18 protein-coding genes and 1 tRNA gene are annotated in these 20,116 nt (G+C 74.3%); 11 read left to right on the top strand and 8 right to left on the bottom strand.

Annotated elements, in window-relative coordinates:
* Positions 1–44 precede the first annotated feature (44 nt).
* Positions 45–599 carry a DUF2231 domain-containing protein gene (locus SJY07_RS24210; RefSeq protein ID WP_380161847.1) on the bottom strand — a complete coding sequence of 185 codons (555 nt, stop codon included), beginning with the start codon at positions 597–599 and terminating at the stop codon, positions 45–47.
* 137 nt (positions 600–736) lie between these two features.
* Here SJY07_RS24210 and SJY07_RS24205 point away from each other — a divergent pair, with 137 nt between their 5' ends.
* Together SJY07_RS24205 and SJY07_RS24200 are read left to right on the top strand one after the other, a co-directional pair.
* The gene (locus SJY07_RS24205) at positions 737–1,123 is read left to right on the top strand and encodes a BlaI/MecI/CopY family transcriptional regulator (protein WP_380161846.1); all 387 of its coding nucleotides are present in this window, start codon (positions 737–739) and stop codon (positions 1,121–1,123) included.
* A 5-nt stretch (positions 1,124–1,128) separates the two neighbouring features.
* Positions 1,129–2,178: a M56 family metallopeptidase gene (locus SJY07_RS24200; RefSeq protein ID WP_380161845.1), complete on the top strand. Its 1,050-nt coding sequence runs from the start codon at positions 1,129–1,131 to the stop codon at positions 2,176–2,178.
* On the opposite strand, the gene SJY07_RS24195 is transcribed toward SJY07_RS24200, so the two are convergent.
* Positions 2,155–2,895: a VIT family protein gene (locus SJY07_RS24195; protein WP_380161844.1), complete on the bottom strand. Its 741-nt coding sequence runs from the start codon at positions 2,893–2,895 to the stop codon at positions 2,155–2,157. The two genes, SJY07_RS24200 and SJY07_RS24195, sit on opposite strands and share 24 nt — an antisense overlap.
* A gap of 168 nt (positions 2,896–3,063) precedes the next feature.
* Here SJY07_RS24195 and SJY07_RS24190 point away from each other — a divergent pair, with 168 nt between their 5' ends.
* Positions 3,064–4,587, top strand: coding sequence for a GDSL-type esterase/lipase family protein (locus SJY07_RS24190; protein ID WP_380161843.1), 1,524 nt, complete (start codon positions 3,064–3,066; stop codon positions 4,585–4,587).
* A 657-nt stretch (positions 4,588–5,244) separates the two neighbouring features.
* Here SJY07_RS24190 and SJY07_RS24185 read toward each other — a convergent pair.
* From SJY07_RS24185 to SJY07_RS24165, 5 genes are all read right to left on the bottom strand, one after another.
* Positions 5,245–5,922 (bottom strand): esterase/lipase family protein, encoded by a 678-nt coding sequence (locus tag SJY07_RS24185; protein WP_380161842.1) that lies wholly within the window; start codon positions 5,920–5,922, stop codon positions 5,245–5,247.
* 23 nt (positions 5,923–5,945) lie between these two features.
* Positions 5,946–6,443: an alpha/beta fold hydrolase gene (locus SJY07_RS24180; RefSeq protein ID WP_380161841.1), complete on the bottom strand. Its 498-nt coding sequence runs from the start codon at positions 6,441–6,443 to the stop codon at positions 5,946–5,948.
* Between the two features lie 507 nt (positions 6,444–6,950).
* Positions 6,951–7,484: a hypothetical protein gene (locus SJY07_RS24175; protein WP_380161840.1), complete on the bottom strand. Its 534-nt coding sequence runs from the start codon at positions 7,482–7,484 to the stop codon at positions 6,951–6,953.
* Between the two features lie 189 nt (positions 7,485–7,673).
* The gene (locus SJY07_RS24170) at positions 7,674–7,874 is read right to left on the bottom strand and encodes a hypothetical protein (RefSeq protein WP_328291658.1); all 201 of its coding nucleotides are present in this window, start codon (positions 7,872–7,874) and stop codon (positions 7,674–7,676) included.
* Between the two features lie 257 nt (positions 7,875–8,131).
* The gene (locus SJY07_RS24165) at positions 8,132–8,431 is read right to left on the bottom strand and encodes a hypothetical protein (protein ID WP_328291659.1); all 300 of its coding nucleotides are present in this window, start codon (positions 8,429–8,431) and stop codon (positions 8,132–8,134) included.
* 251 nt (positions 8,432–8,682) lie between these two features.
* On the opposite strand from SJY07_RS24165, the gene SJY07_RS24160 reads away from it, so the two are divergent.
* Positions 8,683–9,084 (top strand): hypothetical protein, encoded by a 402-nt coding sequence (locus tag SJY07_RS24160; RefSeq protein WP_328291660.1) that lies wholly within the window; start codon positions 8,683–8,685, stop codon positions 9,082–9,084.
* A gap of 246 nt (positions 9,085–9,330) precedes the next feature.
* On the opposite strand, the gene SJY07_RS24155 is transcribed toward SJY07_RS24160, so the two are convergent.
* Positions 9,331–9,415 (bottom strand) — tRNA-Leu (locus tag SJY07_RS24155).
* 164 nt (positions 9,416–9,579) lie between these two features.
* Here SJY07_RS24155 and SJY07_RS24150 point away from each other — a divergent pair.
* The 7 genes from SJY07_RS24150 (at position 9,580) to SJY07_RS24120 (ending at position 19,801) form a co-directional block, all read left to right on the top strand.
* Positions 9,580–10,578 (top strand): AAA family ATPase, encoded by a 999-nt coding sequence (locus SJY07_RS24150; protein WP_380161839.1) that lies wholly within the window; start codon positions 9,580–9,582, stop codon positions 10,576–10,578.
* Positions 10,575–11,606, top strand: coding sequence for a DUF58 domain-containing protein (locus SJY07_RS24145; protein WP_380161838.1), 1,032 nt, complete (start codon positions 10,575–10,577; stop codon positions 11,604–11,606). Before SJY07_RS24150 ends, SJY07_RS24145 begins: the two co-directional genes overlap by 4 nt.
* Positions 11,603–13,681, top strand: coding sequence for a transglutaminaseTgpA domain-containing protein (locus tag SJY07_RS24140; RefSeq protein WP_380161837.1), 2,079 nt, complete (start codon positions 11,603–11,605; stop codon positions 13,679–13,681). The genes SJY07_RS24145 and SJY07_RS24140 overlap by 4 nt, the downstream gene beginning before the upstream one ends.
* A gap of 136 nt (positions 13,682–13,817) precedes the next feature.
* Positions 13,818–14,870, top strand: a complete 1,053-nt coding sequence (locus SJY07_RS24135; RefSeq protein ID WP_380161836.1) for a 3-oxoacyl-ACP synthase III — start codon at positions 13,818–13,820, stop codon at positions 14,868–14,870.
* Entirely contained in the window at positions 14,867–17,584 is a 2,718-nt protein-coding gene (locus tag SJY07_RS24130; protein ID WP_380161835.1) for an alpha/beta fold hydrolase, read from the top strand. The genes SJY07_RS24135 and SJY07_RS24130 overlap by 4 nt, the downstream gene beginning before the upstream one ends.
* Positions 17,581–18,558, top strand: a complete 978-nt coding sequence (locus SJY07_RS24125; RefSeq protein WP_328291666.1) for an NAD-dependent epimerase/dehydratase family protein — start codon at positions 17,581–17,583, stop codon at positions 18,556–18,558. Before SJY07_RS24130 ends, SJY07_RS24125 begins: the two co-directional genes overlap by 4 nt.
* 10 nt (positions 18,559–18,568) lie before the next feature.
* Complete coding sequence (locus SJY07_RS24120; RefSeq protein WP_328291667.1) at positions 18,569–19,801, top strand: phosphatase domain-containing protein; 1,233 nt, start codon at positions 18,569–18,571, stop codon at positions 19,799–19,801.
* Positions 19,802–20,116 lie beyond the last annotated feature (315 nt).

Genomic DNA, 20,116 nt, shown 5'->3' with positions numbered 1-20,116 from the left:
GGTCCTCAGATCGTTCTCGACGGGTGGCGGTTGGACGGTCCGCGTCAGTCTCCGCTGCCGGCCTGGGCCGGGGCGCTGGTCATCTGGTCCGCCCACACGGCCTCGGCGCCGGAGTCGCCGACCCGGTAGACCTGGACGCCGGCGGCGACGGCGGCGACCACGGACAGCACGGCGACGACACCGAGGCCCCGCACGGCGCGCGGACCCCGGCCGCGAGCGCCGGGGTCCTTCGTGTCGTCGGCGGCGTCGGCGGTGACGGCGGTGACGTCGGGGGTGTCGGCGCGGTGGCGGCGCTGGACCCACCACAGGACGATCGCGAGGAGCGTCATGGGGAGGGCGAACCAGACGAGCTGGTCTCCGAGTTCGGCGTGGGCGCCGGGGTCGCCGACGCGGTGTTCGAGGGCTTCTCCGCTGCTCGTCGCGATCGGGCAGAGTGCGGTGGCGATGACCGCGACGAGGGCGTTGAGTCCGCCGTAGCGGGCGCGCCAGCGGGGCAGGACGGCGACGAGGATCGTGCCGAGCACCGCCAGGGGCAGGAGCACGACGACGGCGTGGACGACGAGGGGGTGGACGGGGAGTCCGTTGATGGTGTCCAGCACGGGGGTCCTCCAGGGCTGCGGCTTCGGGGGGCGGTGTGCCGCACACTGGCGAGGGGCCGGTGGGGAGCTGCACGCGACGACGTCGACTACTATTCCTCCAGTAGTAGACACGGAGACCAGGGGGGCGTCAACCGGTGGTGAGGCGATCGCGCGGCGCGCTCGAGGAGGCCGTCCTGACCGTGGTGCAGACCGCGGACCGTCCGTTGTCCGTCGCCGAGGTGGTGGACCGTCTCGACGACGACCCCGCCTACACGACGGTCATGACCACGATGGCCCGGTTGTGGTCCAAGGGGGCGTTGCTGCGCGAACCGGCGGGGCGCGGCTACACCTACGCACCGGCGGCGGCGCCGGACGAGCTCGTCTCCGCCCGGGCCGCGCGCAGCATGCGACGCCTCCTGGACGGGGAGGGCCGCCGCACCGACATCCTCGCGAGGTTCGTCTCCGAACTGGACCCCGACGACGAGCAGTTCCTGCTGGAGGTCCTCACGCGCACCGCCGCCGAGAACCCCCGGACGGACACGTGACTCGCGTGCTCGCGACGGTGCCCGACGCGTTGGACGTGCTCCTCCCGCTCTGCCTCGCCTGGTCGCTGGTGCTGCGGGTCGTGGCCCGCCGGCGGGCCGAGGAGGCCTCCTGGCGACGGGCGGTGGTCCTGTTCGCGCTCGCGGCCGCCGCGACGACGACCTGCGTGCTCACGGCGGCCACGGTCGTGATCGGTGTCCTCCTGGCCCGCACGTCGTGGCTGGCGCACTGGGGTGGGTGGCACCCGACGGCGTTGCCGGAACCCGGGGTGTCCTCGTGGTGGGCCGTTCCCGTCGTCCTCGTGCTGCTCCTCCTCCTCGCCGCCACCGCGCGTCACGTCGTCCTGGTGGTCGCCGGCCTGTGGCGGGCCGAACTCGCCTGCCGTGACGTGGACACCCGCAGCACCCCCGACGGGGGGACCTGGACCGTCCTGGAGAGCGCCTCCCCCGACGCGTTCGCCCTGCCGGGGTGGCGGCGTCCGGTGGAGGGGGGACGTCAGCGCGGACGGGTCGTGGTCTCCTCCGCGATGCTCGCCGCCCTCGACCCCGACCAGCAACGCGTCCTCGTCGAGCACGAGCGCTCCCACCTGCGCCACCGGCACCCGGTGTGGATCCAGCTCGCGGAGTCGTGCGCGGTGCTGAACCCGTTGCTGCGGGGGGTGCCCGAGGTCGTGCGCGCTGCCGCGGAGCGGCAGGCGGACCTCGACGCGGCGGCCTGCGTCGCGGACCAGGAACTCACCGCGCGGACCATCGCGACCGCCGCCCTGGCGCGGGCCCGGGTGGTGCCGCGCGAGCGCCGCCCCTCTGCTCCCGCCGCTCCTGCGGCCACCGGCGGTGACGTCGTCCACCGGGTGGAGTACCTGCTGCGTCCGCAGCGCCGCCGGTCCACGCGGTCCGGCACCCTGCTCCTGGTGGCCATCGTGCTGCTCGCCTCGACGACCTCGCTGGCCACCGGCTACTGCGCGATCGCCCGCCTGGACGACACCCGCGCCCAGGCCGGCGCGGCCGCGGTCTCGGGCGCGGCGACCCGCCCCTCAGACGCTGCGACCCACCAGTGAGCCGATCCCGTAGGTGACGGCCATCGCGAGCGCGCCGCCCAGGACCGTGCGCAGACCCGCCCGGCGCCGCCCGGCCCCGCCGAGCTGGGCGCTGACTCCGCCCGTGATGGCCAGGGCGACCAGGACGGCGACGAAGCACGCCGCCACCCGCACCGCGACCGGGGTGAGCAGGATGGCCAGCAGGGGGACGAGGGCCCCGAGGGTGAAGGCCGCCGCGGACGTCCCGGCGGCCGTCCAGGGGCCCGCGACCTCGTCGGGGTCGATGCCGAGTTCGGCGTCGGCGTGGGCGCGCAGGGGGTCGTGGGCGGTCAGTTCGAGGGCCACCTGCTCGGCCAGGGCGCGGGAGAGGCCCTTGTCGACGTAGATCGCGGTGAGCTCGGCGAGTTCCTCCTCAGGCATCTCGGCCAGTTCGCGGCGTTCCGCGGCGAGCAGGGCCTGCTGGGTGTCGCGCTGGGTCGAGACCGACACGTACTCCCCCGCCGCCATCGACAGCGCGCCGGCGACGAGGCCCGCGACGCCGGCGGTGAGCAACGCCGTCCGGTCCGTGGTGGCCCCCGCGACGCCGACGACGAGACCCGCCACCGAGACGATGCCGTCGTTGGCGCCGAGGACACCGGCCCGCAGCCAGTTCAACCGCGACGCCAGGCTGCCCCGGTGCAGGGCCGGTTCCCCGGTGTGGGGCGGCTCGGTGGCAGCGCGGGCGAGGTCGTCGGTCACGGGCCCAGCCAAGCGCCGGAGACGCGACACCGCCACCCACGGGCCACGTCGACGCCCGACCCGCGGTCCTTGAGCGACGGGTGGGCCGGACGGGTGACGCGGTGAGGTTCTTCCCCCGTTCGGCGCAACCGCCGGTGGCGTACGGGTGAACGGTGTCGATCGGTCGGCATGCTCGCCCGTCGCTCCCTGTCCGTGCTCGTCCTCGCGGGCCTGACCCTGCTGGCCCCGGTCGTGTCGGCGTCGGCGGCAGGGTCGGCACCGACGCAGGTGCCCGAGCAGGTGCCTGCGGCGACGGCGACCCCGGTGCCCACCGGAACAGGACCGAGCGACCCCACCCCGCAACCCTCCTCCCCCTTGGGAGTCACCACGCGCACCTCCCGGGTCGCCGCACCGCCGAGCGGGTGCCTGGTCACCGGGGACTTCGGCCAGGCCTACGCGGCCGCGGGCGGTCGCTCGTCGGCGTTGGGCACGTGCACGGGCAACGAGGCTCCGGTGAACGGGGGCGGAGCGGCGCAGCCCTTCCAGAACGGCTCGCTCTACCGGAGCCCCGCGACCGGCGCCCACACCCTCTACGGCGCGATCCGGGGCCGGTACGCGAGCGCCGGGTGGGAGAACTCCCCCCTGGGGTTCCCCACCACCGACGAGTTCGAGGTGCGCGGTGGCCGCGGTCAGCACTTCCAGGGCGGGTCGATCTACTGGAGCCCCGCCACCGGCGCGCACGACGTCGCCGGGGCGATCCGGGAGGAGTGGGCGGTGCTGGGGTGGGAGAACTCCCCCCTCGGCTTCCCCCTCACCAGCGAGGTCCCCCTGCCCCGCGACGGCGGGCGGCTGCAGCGGTTCAGCGGTGGCGTCGTCTACTGGACGGCGCGCACCGACGCGCGGACGGTGCGCGGCGCGATCCTGAGCGCGTGGGCCGACACCGGCTACGAGGGCGGCCGGCTGGGTTACCCGACCAGCGACGAGTACGACGTTCCCGGCGGGCGGCGTAGCGACTTCCAGTTCGGGTCCATCACCTGGGACGCGGCGACGGGGCGCGTCGGGGTGAGCACCGTCCCGCGCGTCGCCGTCATCGGGGACTCGATCACCTACGGCGCCTGCGGCGGAACCGCGCAGACAGTTCCCTCCACCGTTCCGGCCGCCACCGCGGCCTGCTTCGGCTGGCCCGGCTCCACCAGCGACGAGATGCAGGCCTTCGTCGAGGACCAGGGCTTCCGCTCCGCCTGGCCGGGGATGCCCCTCCCCACGGCGACGGTGGACCTGCGCCGGGCCGTCGACGACAGCGACGTCCTCGTGCTCGGTCTGGGCACCAACGACGCCCTGCGCGACCGGGCGGCCTTCCCGACCCGGACGTGGCCGCTCGGGGACACCGCTCCGGTTCCCAGCGGGCACGTGCCCGTCGGCAACGGCTACTTCGACCAGAAGATCGACTGGTTCATGGGCCTGGCCGCGGGGAAACCCGTCTACTGGTACGACCTCGGGTTCAACGGCACCGACCGGGCCACCGGCGACTACTTCCGCGCCCGCAACGAGCGCCTGGCCGCGGCGACGCGACGGTGGCCGAACCTGCACGTCATGGCCTGGTCCGGTGTGGTCGCGGCGCACCCGGAGTTCCTCGTGGACGAGGTGCACCCCAACGAGGCCGGTCGCGCCGCGCGGTGGGCTCTGCTGACGTCGAGCGTGTGGGGGCACTGACGTCGCTGCGCTCCGCGCCGAGGACCGCGGTGCCGCGAACATCGTCCTCGCCCCGTTCCCGGCCGTGCAGAGCTCGCAGCGCCGCGAGGTACGGCACGAGGACGACGTTGCCACCGAGGAGCAGAGAAACGCCGACCGCGCGCAGACGCCGACGATGACCTGGACGGGAGCTGCACCCGCTCAGGACGCGGGCCGCTCCGGCCGTGCTCACGCTCGATCCCGCGACCAGCAGCAGAACTGGTCCGCGCGCAGCGTGGCGTCCGATGGCCCCTGGCCGGTGAGCAAGTTGCTCGTGCACGACGGCGACGACGGCGGGCGCCAGACTCACGACCGCGGTGCGCGCGAGATCGCCGTACCCCGCACCCGAAGGGCGCGAACGCGTTCCCAGGGCCACGAGGACCAGACCGGCGACCGACGCCGCGTCGAGGGACAGCACCGCGAGCAGCCTGCGGCGTCCAGGGACGCGGGCCGCCGCCGACGTGGGCACGGGGTTTCCCCCACCACGCGTGGCCACGTCCACGGGCGCCCGTTTCGCCGGCTGCACCAGCGACGTGACGTCCGAGTCGACCACGCCCTGCTCGTCGGCGAACGTCGTCCTGGTCCGCTCGCTGCTCCACGGTCCGGGGTTCCCGGTGCGATCCGCTCGTCCACCGGCGATCACGATGGGTGTGTCCGGTCCACCGACGCGAGGACGTCGAGCAGGGCCGAACCCAGCCGGGGATCGGCCAGCAACCGGAAGTGCCCGACGGTGTCGACGACGATGTTCTCCGCGCCCGGGAGGTGACTGGAGCCGGGGATGTTCGGATCGATCTTCGTGTAGATCGACGTGATGCAGCGGTTGACGTCCTCCACGGCGGTCAGGGTCCGCAGCAGTTCCCCGCCGGGCGCGAAGACGCGGACCGACCGCAGCGGGACGAACCGGGCGAGGCTCGAACCCGAGAAGGGGGAGTTCACGGCCACCAGGTGCTTGAACAAGCCGTCACCGTTGTGGTGGGCGAGCAACTGCTTGCCGATGAGGCCGCCCTTGCTGTGCCCCACCAGGGCGATCCGGCCACCCCCGCTCAGGCCGTTCTCCTCGACGTGGCGGCGCACCCGGGAAGCCATCTCGGGGATCTCGCCGCTGTTGAACCCGAGACTGCTCACGACGTGCACGGGATGGCCACCCCCGTGCAGGGCATCGATGATCGGCTGCAGGAAGCGCCAGGACTCGAAGACACCGGGAATCAGGACGACCGGGATCGACCCACCACCGCCCGCGCCGTACTTGGGCGCCAACACACTGCGCCGCAGGCTCTTCGCCTCCCACCTCAGCGCGTACCACAGATCCGCACCCACCCGGCGGACGATCTCGAGACGCCTCACGGCGAGGACTCCCCCACCGCCATCGTCGCCAACTCGCGTGTCCCCCACCACCAGCACAACCGGGCCACCTCGGCGGGGTGCGACCAGTGGACGACGTGACCGGCACCGGGAACCTCAGCGACAGCACTCTCGAGGCACGCTGCGGACAGTCGTTGCGGCCACGCGGCCGAGGCCAGCCGATCCCGGTCCCCCCGCACGAGCAGCAGGGGAACCCGCACCTGCTCGAGGGCGTCTTCGATGTGCTCGTCCAGCATGAACCGCGACGTCCGCCACCAGACCCGGGCCCTGCAGGCCGCTGCCGCGAACAACTGGACGAACTTCAGGTTCAACGGCTCCCCCGAGGTGTCCCAGGCCAGCCGCCGCGCCTGGGAGAACCGGTTCCGGGCGGCGTCATCGGTCGTGGGGGCGAGGAGGACCGCACAGCGGACGTCGGCGGGTTCGGTGCTGAGGAGTTCGGCGACGACCTGGACACCGAGGGAGTGCCCCAGCAGCACGCCCCCCCGTCAGGTCCTGCTCGCGCAGGAAACGCGCGAGCGCCTGCGAGGTCCACCCCGAGAAGGAGGCCCAGTGGCCACGGCTCTCGGGACGCGTCACCGGCTTCGGCGGACGTCGGGCGTCACGGGTTCTCCTGGAAGCGGTCGAAGGCCACCGTTGGACCTGCGGGCAACCGCAGGTGCTCCGACGGTGGAGGGCACGCCGGGTTGTGCCACGAAGCGGTGAGGCCAGCACGGCGTCAGCAGCAGCCCGGACGTGTCTTCGCCCTCGTCACCACGTCTGACCACGTGTCGTGGGCCATCGCGTCCACCCATCGGCCCACGCTGGCGTACGAGCCACGCGACCCCCACTTCGTGACCAGGGACGTGGTGCCCTCGGCCGGGATCCACCACGGGACGGCCGGTGAGCTCGGGGTGGAGCAAGCGCCGACCGGTGTCGGCTCCCGGGTCTGCTGCAACCTGGGCTTGCCCCGGTCGTCAGCGGTGCGCGGGGTGTGGCTGGTCAGGTCAGAGGAGTGGGTCCTGTTCCCATCCGTCGGCCAGCGGAGGGTGACCGTTCTGCGGGGTCGGGCTCGAGGGGTTCGGCTCGCTGGATCTTCGGGTCTTGCCGGGCGCGCGGGTCCTGGGGGTCTTGCCCGGCTGCACCGTGCCGCTGGCGGCGAGACCGTCGTGGGGACCTGGCGACGCCGGCGCAGGTGGTGCCTCCTCCACCCGCAGCTGGTACCGCCTGCTGCTCCAGCCCCTGCGGTGTCTGATCAGGTGACCCGCATCGCTGAGGTGCGCCAGGGTGGCACTGATGTTGCCCCCGATCACCAGCACCAACCAGGAGGCGCGCACGTCGTCCGGCAGTCGCCGCCACACCTCCTGCCGGACCGCGTCGAGGGGAAGCAGGTCGTCGGAGTCCGCGAAGACGCCGAGGACGATCTCCTGCAGCTCACCCAGCAGGCCCGGTGGACGAGGCGGTAGCGTCGACGAAGCACCAGCGGCGGTGAAGTCAGCCGGGAGCTGCGGGGCGTGGACGTCGAGCTCGAAGCGATCCATGCGGCACCTCCTCGACGACCCGAGCGACCGTGGACGACCTGCGTGACGTGGCCGTCACCTGATCATGCAGCAGATCCGCGCTGACCGACGAGGAGGTCACCACGGGTTCGCCGGTGTCCTGGTCGCTGCGTACCCCCGCGGACGCGGACGAGTGGGGTCAGGGTCACCTCGGCCTCACGGAACGCCGCTCTACGCCTGCTCACGTTCTTGCACCAGCAGGTCCGCCAGGAGGTCGGGCTGCTCGTAGCGGGCTTCGTAGCCACTGTCCACGAGGACGGTGCCGACGGCGATGACCGAGACCCCCGCCATCTGCGCGTCCAACGCGAGGTCACCGGGGAGGAAGTCCCCCTCGCCCAGAGCCAGCAGCCGGGCGCGGGTGGCCTGGTCCACCTGCTCCCACCACGCTCTGAGCAGCGCCCGTTGTCCTCCCGCCTGCTCGAAGACGCCCGAGCCACCGGTGCGCTGGGAGTCGAGGCGGGGGTCGTGCGTGGATCGGTCAGGACCCGGGGTGTCCAGTCCCAGCTCGATGCCGCTCCGAGCGGTCGGGTGGTTGTGCTTCTCGCGCGTCCGCCCTCCGGGCTGGAGTGTCTGGCCGCAGAACGGAGAGTGGGACGAGGGAGAACGGGACACGACCTGACCATGTCATATCACCGTGTGTGTTGCCTGAGTGGCTCGCTGTCATGCTCGATCTGGCGGGGAACACCCGCCGGACCGACGGGAGGCTCGACCTCTTCCACGGACACGATCGTGGTCGAGGGGTCCTCGACCACCAGGACGACCGGCGTCCCGTGCACGCGGAAGGACAACCAGGACGGACCACCCGCGCGGTGCACGACGTCGAAGAGGACGCCCGCGTAGGGCTGAGGCCCCCGCTCGGTGGAACAGGCCACGACGAGGTGGGAACCGACGTGGGTGAACGCCAGGTCGGACACGCACAGTTCCGGCACTGCCACACGGTAACCACACACCCCCCTGATGGGGGGCAGAACGAGAGATCAGCCCTCTCGAGCTGCCGGCCAGGTGGCGTGACCTCAGCCACGTCGCCACATCAGGCCACGACACAGCTCATCGGCGGGCGCACCCGGTCGCAGCACCCCCCGAACAGGCGATCGTGCCGCCCGCTCGACCCGCCGAAGAGTGAGGAGAGCAGGAAGCCCACGAGCAGCGGGGTGACCAGGCGGCGTTCGAGGAGGACCCAGTGCAGTACCACCCGCGTCCGAGCACGACCCACCGCAACGGGTCGTCTGCCGGGCGCCCCGCCCCGCCCCAGCCCGCCTCTGCCGCTGAGATCAGCGCGCTGGCCCGGATGCTGCTGAACCGCCCCGAGCTGGCTCACCTCGACGACGACAGACTGCTCCTGCGCCTGGCCCGCACCACCGCCGTCGGGCACCTGCTGCGTTCCCGCGTGGCCGCCGCAGCGTCCGACGCCGAGCGCCTCCTGGACGCCATGCTCAACGACGGCCGCGCCGTGGTCCTGGACATCACCGACCCCGACCCGCGGGAGGGGGTGCTGGCGGTGCGTCGCCCTGCCGCGGTGAGCGACCTGCCCCGCGCTCGTGACATGGCGCGCGGACTCGCCCCGCTCCTCGCGCGGCGCTGACCACCGTCCCACCGGCGATGGAGCCGCGGGGGTAACGCGGCGACGGAACCGGCCGGCCTCGCCCCCGGTGGCGAAACCCTTCTGCGGCGTGCACTCGCCGCCGCGGCAGCTCCACCGGACGTGGTCCGGACTGCACTGGTACCCACCGTCGTCCCACGGACGCCGGAAGGACCGGCGCCGGAGACGAAAAAGGCCCCGACCCGCGTTTCCGCTGGTCAGAGCCTGTCCCGTCGCTGTCTCAACGAGTGTCCGAGGGGGGACTTGAACCCCCACCCACTATACGTGGACTAGCACCTCAAGCTAGCGCGTCTGCCTATTCCGCCACCCGGACGAGTGGTGCTCACCCGTGCCTTCCGGTCGGTGCGAACGAGGAAAACCGTAGCACGCTGAGAGCCTCGATCACGCCACGCGTCCGGGGCCGACGGGGTGCTCCGGACGGGGGAAGCTGCTGCGCCACACCTCCTGTGGCCCACGCCGGGTGCCGATCAACCAGAGGTGAGCCACGCCCTGCCCGAGACCGCCCGCTCGACCACGGATCCCGCGAGCGCCGCGCGCGCCCTGGTGGAGGGGATCGAGCGTGTCGTCCGGGGGCGGCGGCAGGCGGTGGAGCTGCTCGTGACGGCGGTCCTGGCGCGGGGGCACGTGCTGATCGAGGACGTCCCGGGGAGCGGGAAGACGACGATGGCGACAGCGTTCGCGGCGTCGCTGGGGGCGGACTGCGCGCGGGTGCAGGCGACGGCGGACCTGTTGCCGGCGGACGTGACGGGGTCGGGGATGTGGGACCCGGCGGCCGAGGGGTTCCGGTTCGTGCCGGGTCCGTTGTTCGCGCCGGTCGTCCTGGTGGACGAGCTGAACCGGACCTCCCCGCGGACGCAGTCGGCGTTCCTGGAGGCGATGGAGGAGCGGGCGGTGACCGTGGACGGTGTCCGGCACCGGTTGCCCGATCCGTTCGTGCTGGTGGCGACCCAGAATCCGGTGGAGCAGCACGGCACGTACCCGTTGCCGGAGGGGCAGCTGGACCGGTTCGCGGTGCGGTTGGTGCTGGGTCCCATCGGTGAGGACGTGGAGCGGCAGGTGCTGCGGGAGCAGTTGGCGGGCAACCGTCCGGAGGCGTTGTCGCCGGTGCTGGCGTTGAGCGACCTGATCGGGTTGCAGCGGGCGACGACGCAGGTGCACGTGGCGGAGGCGACCCTCGACCTCGCGCTGAGGCTGACCCGGGCGACGCGCACGGACCCGCGGATCGTGTCGGGGGCGGGGACGCGGGCGGCGTTGACGCTGGTGCGGTGCGCGCAGGCGCGGGCGTTGCTGGGCGGGCGGGACCACGTGCTGCCGGAGGACGTGCAGGCCCTCGTGGTGCCCGTGCTCGCGCACCGGCTGGTGCCGGCGGAGGAGCACCGGTTCGCGGACTCCCTGGGGACGGCGTCGCGCACGCTGGCGCAGGAACGTCTCGCGGCGGGTCTCGTCGCCGGCACGGCCGTGCCGATCCACCGGTGAGCGACGCGCGATCCGCTGCTGGTCCCCCGCCCGTCCTGGAGCGCGAGGTCCTGCTGACGCAGCCGAGCACGGACAAGGTCCTGCGGATGCGCCCGATCCTCGTGGCGACGGCGGGGCCGGCGTTGCTGCTGCTCTCCTTCGGGGTCGGCAACCGCTGGATCGCGCTGGTGGCGTGCCTGCTGCTGGCCGCGGTCGGGGTCGCCGTCGCGACGCTGCCGCGGGTCTGGACGCTGTCGGTGCGGGTCGACGTGGCGGCCCGGACGCGGGTGGGCGAGGTGGTGGAGCACGTCTTCCACCTGCACAACCACGGACCGCGGGACCTCCCCCCGGCCGTCCTGCACTTCCGCGGCGACGCCTTCGCCCCGGGTCACACCGCGCTGCCGGCGATCCCGGCCGGAGCGAGCGTGGCGCTGCGCGTTCCTCGCGAGGCCGCCTTCCGCTGCTTCAGCCCGGGCCCGGAGGTCCTCGTCGAGGCGGCGGACAGCCTCGGGTTGCTGACCGTGGAGCGGGTCGGGCGCGTCGGCGCGCCCGTGCACGTCCACCCCGCACCGGCGACGCCGCCGACGCTGGCGATCCCGCCCGTGAGCGCCGGGGTGGAGGACGTCGCGGGGGTGCGTCCCTTCCGGCGGGGGGACCGGGTGTCGTCGGTGCACTGGCGGGCGAGTGCCCGTCGGGGTGCGCTCTCGGGTCCCTCGCGTGGGGCGGGCGTGGGGTTGGTGGTGGTGGAGCGGGAGGTGGAGCCGGTGGGTCCGCTGGTGGTGGCGCTCGGGGGCGCCGCCTCCGGTGACGGGGTGGCGTGGGAGGAGCTGCTGGCCTCTGCTGCGGCGCTGGTGCGCCGGGAGCTGGGTTCGGGGCGGGTGGTGCGGGTCGTGCTCGCGGAGGCGTCGGGTGAGGGCCTGGGGGCTCTGGACGTGCTGGCGGCGGCGGGCGGGCCGACGCCGCTGGACGGGGTGGCCGCGCGGGCGGCGGCGGGTCGTGACGGTCGGGTGCTGGTGGGCGAGCTGGGGACGGGGTGGCGGTTCGCGTGAGCAGGCGGTCGGGGACGTCGGTCGAGGCGACGTCGATCGAGGCGGCGGATCCCTACGCGACGCACGGGGCGGGTCGCGCGGTGCTGGTGTGCGCGGCGCTGGCGGTGCTGGGCGCGGCGTGGGGTCTGGTCGTGACCGGTGGACTGCCGGTCGGCGGGGTGGCGACGACGGCGGCGGGTCTGGGCCTGGCGGCGCTGGTGCGGGGCGCGACGTCGTCGCGCTCGGCGCGGGCGTGGACGGGGGTCCTCGCGGCGGGGGCGGGTGCGGTGTGGCTGCCGGGGGTGGTCTCGAGCTCGGGGGTCTTCGCGCTGTGGCCGGTGCTGGCGTTGTGCCTGGCGGTGCGCCAGTTCGCGAGCGCCCGTTCGCTGCGCGAGGTGCGGTTGGTGCTGGGGTTGTCGGTGCTGGTGGTGCTGGCGGCGGCGGGGGTGTCGCCGGTGGCGGCGTTGGTCGGCCCCTTGGCTGTGGTGTGGTCGGCGGTGCTGGCGGGTTTCGCGGGAGCGGTGCCGCACCGGGTCGGGGGTGCGGCGCAGCGGGCGCGGACGCTGCGGGCGGTGGCGGCGGCCGGGACGGCGGGGGTGCTGCTGTTCCTGCTGGTGCCGGCGGGTGGCGGGGCGTCGTTGGCCGGTGGCGCGCTGGGGCGGGCGACGGCCTCCGGTGCGGAGGAACGGGCGTCGGCGGCTCCGCGCTCGGGTGCGGCCTACGCGGGGGGTGACCTGGACCTGTCCTCGCGCGGTGGGCTGCCGCAGACGGAACTGGTGAGCGTGCCGGCGGACTCTCCCGGGTGGTGGCGTTCGGCGGTGCTGGACACCTACGACGGGCGGACGTGGACGGGTGGTCCGGTGGCGTCGTGGTCGTCGGGGTCGTCGCAGTGGTCGGCGGTCGGGGAGGACGGCGCGACGGGGCCGCAGCGGGTGGACGTGGTGGAACCCGTGTCGGGTGACTACCCGGCGCTGCTCAGCGCCGGGGCGCCGGGGGCGGTGTCGTCCCCGGGGGTGGACCTGCGGGTGGTGCCGTCGGGCGCCGCGGCGTGGCTGGGGCCGGTGGGGGTCCCGTACACGGTGACGTCCTCGGAGACCCCCACGCTCGGGTCGAGCGTGGACTCGGGATCGGGCGCCGGGGCGGCGCCGGTGGAGGAGGAGCGGTGGCTGCAGCTGCCGTCGTCGTTGCCGCAGCGGGTGCGCGACCTCGGGGTGCGCCTGGCGGCGGGTCGCGGGCCGGTGGCGACGGCGCGGGCCGTGAACGAGCACCTGCACGCGACCGCGCGCTACTCCCTGGACGCGCCGGTGCCGGCGGCCGGTGAGGACGCGGTGGACGCGTTCCTCTTCGAGGACCGCATCGGCTTCTGCGAGCACTTCGCGAGCGCGGAGGTGGTGCTGCTGCGCTCGGCGGGGATCCCGGCGCGGTTGGTGACGGGCTTCGCCGGTGGCACCGACGCCGGTGGGCGGCGGGTGTTCCGCGGTGCGGACGCGCACGCGTGGGTGGAGGTGTGGGTCCCCGGGCAGGGGTGGACGACGTCGGACCCGACGGCGGGTGCGCCGCTCGTGGCGGGGGATCCTCCGTCGTGGGCGGCGCGAGCGTGGTCGTGGGTGCAGCGCACGGTGACCGAGGTGCTGGCGAGCGCCGTGGCGCGCACCGTGCTGGCCGTGGTGCTGGTGGGGGTGGCCGTCGGTGCGTGGGTGCTGCTGCGGGCGGGGGCGCGTCGGCGTCGGGCCCGGAGGGGGGTCGCGAACGCGGTGGTGGCCCGCCGGCGCGGCGACGGGATGTCGCCGTCGGTGCTGGCGCTGCTGGTGGCGTGGGAGCGCTTCGACGCGGCGTTGCCGCCGGAGCGTCGCCGGGGTGGCGCGGAGGGGCTCTCGACGTGGCGTGCGCGCCTGCTGACGCCGGCGGGGGCGGGGCCGCTGGCGGCTCGGCGGGAGGAGCTGGGGGCGGCGCTGGCGGTGGTGGAGCGGGCGTGCTTCGCCCGGCGGGTGCCGTCGCGGGCGGAACTGGAGGGGGCGGTCGCGACGTTGGAGCGGGCGTCGTCCACGGTGCTGGCGGCGGCTCGGGTCGCGGGCTCGGCGGGTGCTCGGGGGTGACCTCGGCGAGCGCGGCGTTCGTCGGCGGTTAACCTGAGTGCCCGCCGCGCGGGTGGCCTGCTGCCAGCCGGTGGACGGTGCACCGGGCACGGCGACCCACCGCCGCGCGGCCGACGACTCTGGATCGGGGAAGCCCTTGTACGACCCTTCTGCCTCGGACCGCGCGTTCCACGGGAACGCGACGTTCGCGCCGGCCAACGCCGCTCTGCTGTCGATCTCGCACGTCGAGGCGCCTCGGGTGGTGCCCTCGTCGTACTTCGACGACGTGCTGTCGGGGACGCTGGAGCGGTTGCGCCTGCGTCCCGGACTGCTGGAGAAGGTCGCGGGGGTGAGTGAGCGCCGCTGGTGGGCGGACGGCCAGAAGGCCTCCGACGTGGCCGCGGAGTGCGGCGCGAAGGCGCTCTCGGAGGCCGGGGTCGACGCGAAGGACGTCGGGGTGGTCATCTCCACGACGGTGACGCGCCCGCACCTGGAACCGGCGGTGGCGACGTCGGTGCACCACGGGATGGACCTGCCGACGTCGGCGATGAACTTCGACATCGCCAACGCGTGCCTGGCGTGGGTCAACGGGGTGCAGGTGGCCTCCGCGATGATCGACGCGGGGATGATCCGCTACGCGGTGGTGCTGGGCGCGGAGGACGTGCGTTCCATGCACGAGGGGACGATCTCGCGGTTGCAGCGCGACGGGATCACCCGCAAGGACTTCCTCAACGAGTTCGCGACGATGACGCTGGGCTGCGGTGCGGCGGCGGCGGTCATCGGCCGCGCGGACGAGCACCCGCAGGCGCACCGGATCGTCGGTGGGGTGTCGCGGGCGGGCACGGCCCACCACGAGCTGTGCATCGGGGACATGAACCACATGAAGACCGACGCGAAGCTGATGCTGACCGAGGGCATCGAGATCGTCGTGGACGCCTTCAACGCCGGTGACGAGCTGTGGGGCTGGCGCGACGCGGAGAAGTTCGTCATCCACCAGATCTCCCGCGTGCACACCGAGACCCTGGTGGAGCGGATCGGGGTGGACGCGGCGAAGGTGCCGATGACGTTCCCGCAGTGGGGCAACGTCGGTCCGATCTCGCTGCCGATGACGTTGGCGGCGACGGCGCCGGAGCTGTCCCCCGGCGACCGGGTGATCGCGATGGGTGTGGGTTCGGGGTTGAACACGGCGATGATCGAGCTGGAGTGGTGAAGACCGCTGTGCGGCCGGCGGTGACCCCGCCGGCCGGTCTGGAGGGTCTCGACCCGCGCTGGTCCCGTCTCGTGGAGGCGGTCGACCACGCGGGGGTGCCGCGGACGTGGCACGTGCTCGACACCGCGCCCGACGCGGGACCGGACGACGTCGTGGGGACGTTGCTGTGCGTGCACGGCAACCCGACGTGGTCCTACCTGTGGCGGGGGCTGGCGCGGGCCGCCTCGTCGGTGCACCTGGGGTGGCGCGTCGTCGCGGTGGACCAGCTGGAGATGGGCTTCTCGGAGCGCACGGGGACGACCCGTCGCCTCGCGGACCGGGTCGAGGACCTCGCCGGGCTCGTGGACGCGCTGGGGTTGTCGGGTCAGGTCGTGGCCGTGGGTCACGACTGGGGCGGTCTCGTCGTCTCCGGCTGGGCCGCGGGTGAACTCGCCCGCCGTGGGGGCCGGCACGGGTCGGGCTCGCGGATCAGGTTGGCGGGGCTGGTCGTGGCGAACACGGCGGCGAGCTGGCCGGCCGGCGCGGGTGCGCCGGGGATCCTGAAGCTCGTGCTGCGCCCGGGGCTGCTGGCGGGCGTGACGTCGCGCACGGACGCGTTCCTGCGCACGACGCTGGCCCTGCCGCGCCCCGCGCTCCCGGCGCCGGTGAAGGCGGCGTACCGCTCCCCCTACGCCCACGCCGGTGAGCGGGCCGGGATCGAGGCGTTCGTCGCGGACGTCCCGGTGGGTCCCGACCACCCCAGTCGTGCCGCGCTGGACGCCGTCAGCGACGGTGTCGCGGCGATCGCCGCGGCGGGGGTCCCGACGTTCGTGGCGTGGGGTCCGCGCGACCCGGTGTTCACCGAGTGGTTCCTGCGCGACTGGCGGGCCCGGGTGCCGCACGCCGACGTGCACCGCTTCGCCACGGCCAGCCACCTCACCCCGGAGGACCCGCAGTTCCCCGCCGCGGTGCTGCGGTGGCTGGACGAACGGGTCCTGCACCCCGCCCCGCAGCCCGGAGACGAAGCCGCGCAGGTCGAGGTGCGGGTGCCGCGGATGTGGGCCGCGCTGGAGGAACGGGGCGGGGACCCCGCGCTCGCCGACTCCCCCGCCGTCATCGAGATGTCGGAGGACGGCACCTCGCGCAGCGTTCCCTGGGGCCTGCTGAAGCGCCGCACCGACGAACTCGCCGCAGGCTTCACCGCGATGGGTGTCGTTGCGGGGCAACGGGTCTCGCTGCTCGTCCCGCCGGGCGCGGACCTGACGGCGACGCTGTACGCGCTGCTGCGCATCGGGGCGATCGCCGTCGTGGCGGATGCGGGACTGGGGGTGCGCGGCTTGTCGCGCGCGGTCACCGGCGCCGGGGTCGACTGGGTCGTGGGGGTGTCGAAGGCGCTCGCCGCGGCGCGGGTGCTGCGCTGGCCCGGTCGCCGGATCGCCGCCGGGGAGATCTCCGACGCGACGCTGAAGGTGCTGGGGGTCGAGGCGACGTTGCTGGCCGTCGCCCGGGCCGGGGCGCACCGCCTCGCCGCGGGCTTCGAACTGCCCGCCGAACCCTCGCCGCAGGCGGAGGCCGCGGTGCTCTTCACCTCCGGCTCCACCGGTCCCGCGAAGGGTGTCGTCTACACCCACGGCCAGCTCGCGCAGCTCGCGCAGGCGATGGGCCGCACCATCCGCACCGGTCCCGGCCAGCCGCTGGTGTCGGCGTTCGCGCCGTTCGCGCTGTTCGGGCCCGCGCTGGGCGCGACGTGCGTGGTCCCCGCGATGGACGTCACCCGGCCGGCGACGCTGACGGCGGCCGCGTTGGCCGACGCCGTCGCCGCGGCCCGGGCGACGTCGGTGTTCCTCGCCCCCGCAGCCATCGTCAACGTCCTGGCCACCGCCGCGCAGCTGAGCGCCGCCCAGCGCGAGGCGCTGGGTGGGGTGGACACCCTGCTCTCCGCCGGGGCACCCGTCCCGACGCCGCTGCTGCAGCGGGTGAAGGACCTCATGCCGCTGGCCGACCCGCGCACCCCCTACGGCGCCACCGAGGTGCTGCCCGCCACCGACGTGGGTCTCTCCGACGTCCTGGCCGCCGGTCCCGGTGAGGGCATCTGCGTGGGCACTCCCGTCGAGGGGGTCGTCGTCGCGATCGCGCCCCTGGACGGGGACGGGCACGCGGGGGTCGACCTCGTCACCACCGCCGGGGTGGTGGGAGAGGTCGTCGTCGGTGGTGAGCACGTCAAGGACCACTACGACCAGCTGTGGTTCACCCAGGCCGCCAGCGTCGACGTGCGTCCCTCCCCGACGCTGCTCGGGCAGGTCCGGCCGGGGCGCTGGCACCGCACCGGTGACGTCGGCCACCTCGACGCCGCCGGGCGGGTCTGGATCGAGGGGCGCCTGGCCCACGTCGTCGTGAGCGCCGACGAGGTCGTCACCCCCGTCGGGGTGGAGCAGCGGGCGGAGTCCGTGCCGGGCGTCGCGCGGGCCGCGTTCGTGGGGATCGGGCCGCGCGCCGCGCGCCAGTTCGTCGTCGTCGCCGAGGGTGAGGGCGACGTCGCGGTGACCCGCACGACGGTCGCCGACCCCGAGCTGTCGGAATCGGTGCGCGCCGCGACCGGGCGCAACCTGGTCGCGCTGCTGCTGGTCCCGGCGTTGCCGACCGACGTGCGTCACAACTCCAAGATCGACCGGGCCCGGGTGGGTACCTGGGCCGAGAGCGTCCTCGCGGGCGAGAAGGCGGGGAAGCTCACGTGAAGGTCCTCGTGACCGGGGCCAGCGGCATGCTGGGCCGGGAGACCGCGCGGGCCCTGGCCGCCCGCGGTGAGGACGTCCGCGTCCTGCAGCGCCGCCCGTCCGGGCTGGCCGGCTTCGAGGAGGTCCTCGGATCCGTCACCGACGCCGACGCGTGCGCCCGCGCCGCGGCCGGGGTCGACGCCGTCGTGCACCTCGCGGCGAAGGTGTCGGTCACCGGACCCCACCCCGAGTACGTCGCCACCAACGTCGAGGGCACCGCGAACCTGCTCGCCGCGGCCCGCACCGCGGGGGTCTCCCGCTTCGTCATGGTGTCCTCGCCCTCCGTCGCCCACGCCGGGTCCGCGCTCGTGGGGGTCGGGACGACCCCCGCGGACCCGGCCGCCGCGCACGGCTCCTACGCCGTGACCAAGGCGCAGGCGGAACTGCTCGCCCTGGCCGCGGACTCCCCCACCTTCGCGGTGTGCGCGGTCCGCCCGCACATCGTGCTGGGTCCCGGGGACACCCAGCTCGTGCAGCGCATCGCCGACCGCGCCCGCGCGGGTCGGTTGCCGCTGCTGGACGACGGGACCGCCCTCATCGACACCACCTACGTCGACAACGCCGTGGACGCGCTCCTCGCGGCGCTGGACCACGTCACCGACGCGGGCGTGCACGGCCAGGCGTTCGTCGTCACCAACGGCGAGCCCCGCACCGTCAGCGAGGTCTTCGCCCGCATCTGCCGCGCCGCCGGGGTCCCCGCCCCGACCCGGCGGGTCCCCGCCGCCGTCGCGAAGGTCGCGGGCTCGCTCGTGGAGCGGGTCTGGACGCGGTTCGGGCTGCCCGACGAGCCGCCCATGACCCGTTTCCTGGCCGAGCAGCTCTCCACCGCGCACTGGTTCGACATCGCCCGCACGAAGGAGCTGCTGCACTGGGAACCGCGGGTCGGCCTCGACGAGGGCTTCGACCGCCTCGCCGGGGGTTTCCCCGACCGTTAGGGTCCACCAGGTGATCAACGGACCCGCTCTCACCGGCGCACAGCGACGGGCCCGGCGGGTCGCGGAGGCACGCCGTGACCTCGAGAACCTCCGCTCCCTCGACCTGACGCCCCGGCCCGGCGAGCACCGACTGCACCGCGCCGCCCGCATCGAGGACGCCGTGAAGGGTCTCGCCGGGTCGCGGCTGCGCCGGCGGGGCTACCACGCCCGGGCCATCGCCTACCCCGGCTACGGCGGCCCCGGCTGGGTCCGCGTCCTCGGGCGGGTCCTGCTGGGCCGGGAGGAGACCCACGCCGAGAACGCCCGTGACGGGCTGCGCGTGGTGCGCGGCTGGCGCAACTTCCTCACCGTCCCCATCGCCGACGCCGAGGTGACGGTGCGCATCGGGCAGCACGAGCGCCTCCTGCGCACCAACCGCGAGGGCTACGTCGACGAGGTCGTGCGCATCGACCTGCCCCCGGGTGAGCACGAGGTCGTCCTCACCGTCGGCCCCGACGCCGGGGACGCCGGGGACGAGACCGCGGAGGACGTCGAACTCGTCGAGGACGACACCGAGGGCGGTGCGGAACTGCCGCCGCAGAACGTGTTGCGCCACTCCGGCACCTCACGGGTGATCGTCGTGGGTCCCGAACCGACGCTCGGGCTGCTCTCCGACATCGACGACACCGTCGTCGTGACCCGCCTACCGCGGCCCCTGGTGGCGGCCTGGAACTCCTTCGTCCTGGACGAACGGGCCCGGGTCCCGGTCAACGGGATGGCCGAGCTGTACCGTCAGGTCGTGGCCGAGAACCCCGGCGCGCCGGTGCTGTACCTCTCGACCGGGGCGTGGAACGTCGCGCCCACCCTCACCCGGTTCCTGCGCCGCTTCGGCTACCCCGAGGGACCGTTGCTGCTGACCGACTGGGGTCCCACCAACACCGGCTGGTTCCGCGACGGGCCCGGGCACAAGCGGGAGTCGCTGGCCCGCCTCGCCCGGGAGCTGCCGCAGGTGACGTGGCTGCTGGTGGGGGACGACGGCCAGCACGACCCGACGCTGTACGCGGAGTTCCTCGCCGCGGCCCCCGAACGCGTGGCCGGGGTCGCGATCCGCCGCCTCACCCCCGCCGAGCAGCTGCTCGCCGGTGGGCACCCGCTGGCCCCGACCGCGATGCCGGCGGACTCCCCCGTCCCCTGGGTGACCGGGGACAACGGCTACGAGCTGCTGCACCACTGGTACCGGGCGGGGATCCTCACCGCCCCCTGACGGGAACGACGAACGGGAACGACGAAGGCCGGCCCCCCGTAGCGGGGGACCGGCCTCGTGGTGGAGCTCAGAGCTGGATGCGGCGCGGATTCGCGACGGTGGTCAGCTCGATCTCACGGACGTCGATCACGACGTCGTTGGTGCCGTTGCGCGTGCTGCTGTCGTTCATCTCACGACCTCCTCGTTCAGGACGGTGCCTCTGGTCGACCACAGACGACACTGTCTTCACCGAGCGGTGGCGGGTCTGACTCCAGGATGGCCGATCAGCCCGGGCAGGGGAATCCCACGCTGCGCCGATCGGGGGTGAGGTTCATC

Origin of the sequence: Kineococcus sp. R86509, assembly GCF_042466365.1 — a bacterium.
In the GTDB taxonomy this organism is placed as follows: domain Bacteria; phylum Actinomycetota; class Actinomycetes; order Actinomycetales; family Kineococcaceae; genus Kineococcus.
This window is presented reverse-complemented; position numbering and strand designations above follow the sequence as displayed.

Bases quoted from the DNA above. Each gene is read 5' to 3' on its own strand.
- SJY07_RS24175 (WP_380161840.1), bottom strand. From the start codon at position 7,484: ATGGATCGCTTCGAGCTCGACGTCCACGCCCCGCAGCTCCCGGCTGAC.
- SJY07_RS24190 (WP_380161843.1), top strand. From the start codon at position 3,064: ATGCTCGCCCGTCGCTCCCTGTCCGTGCTCGTCCTCGCGGGCCTGACC.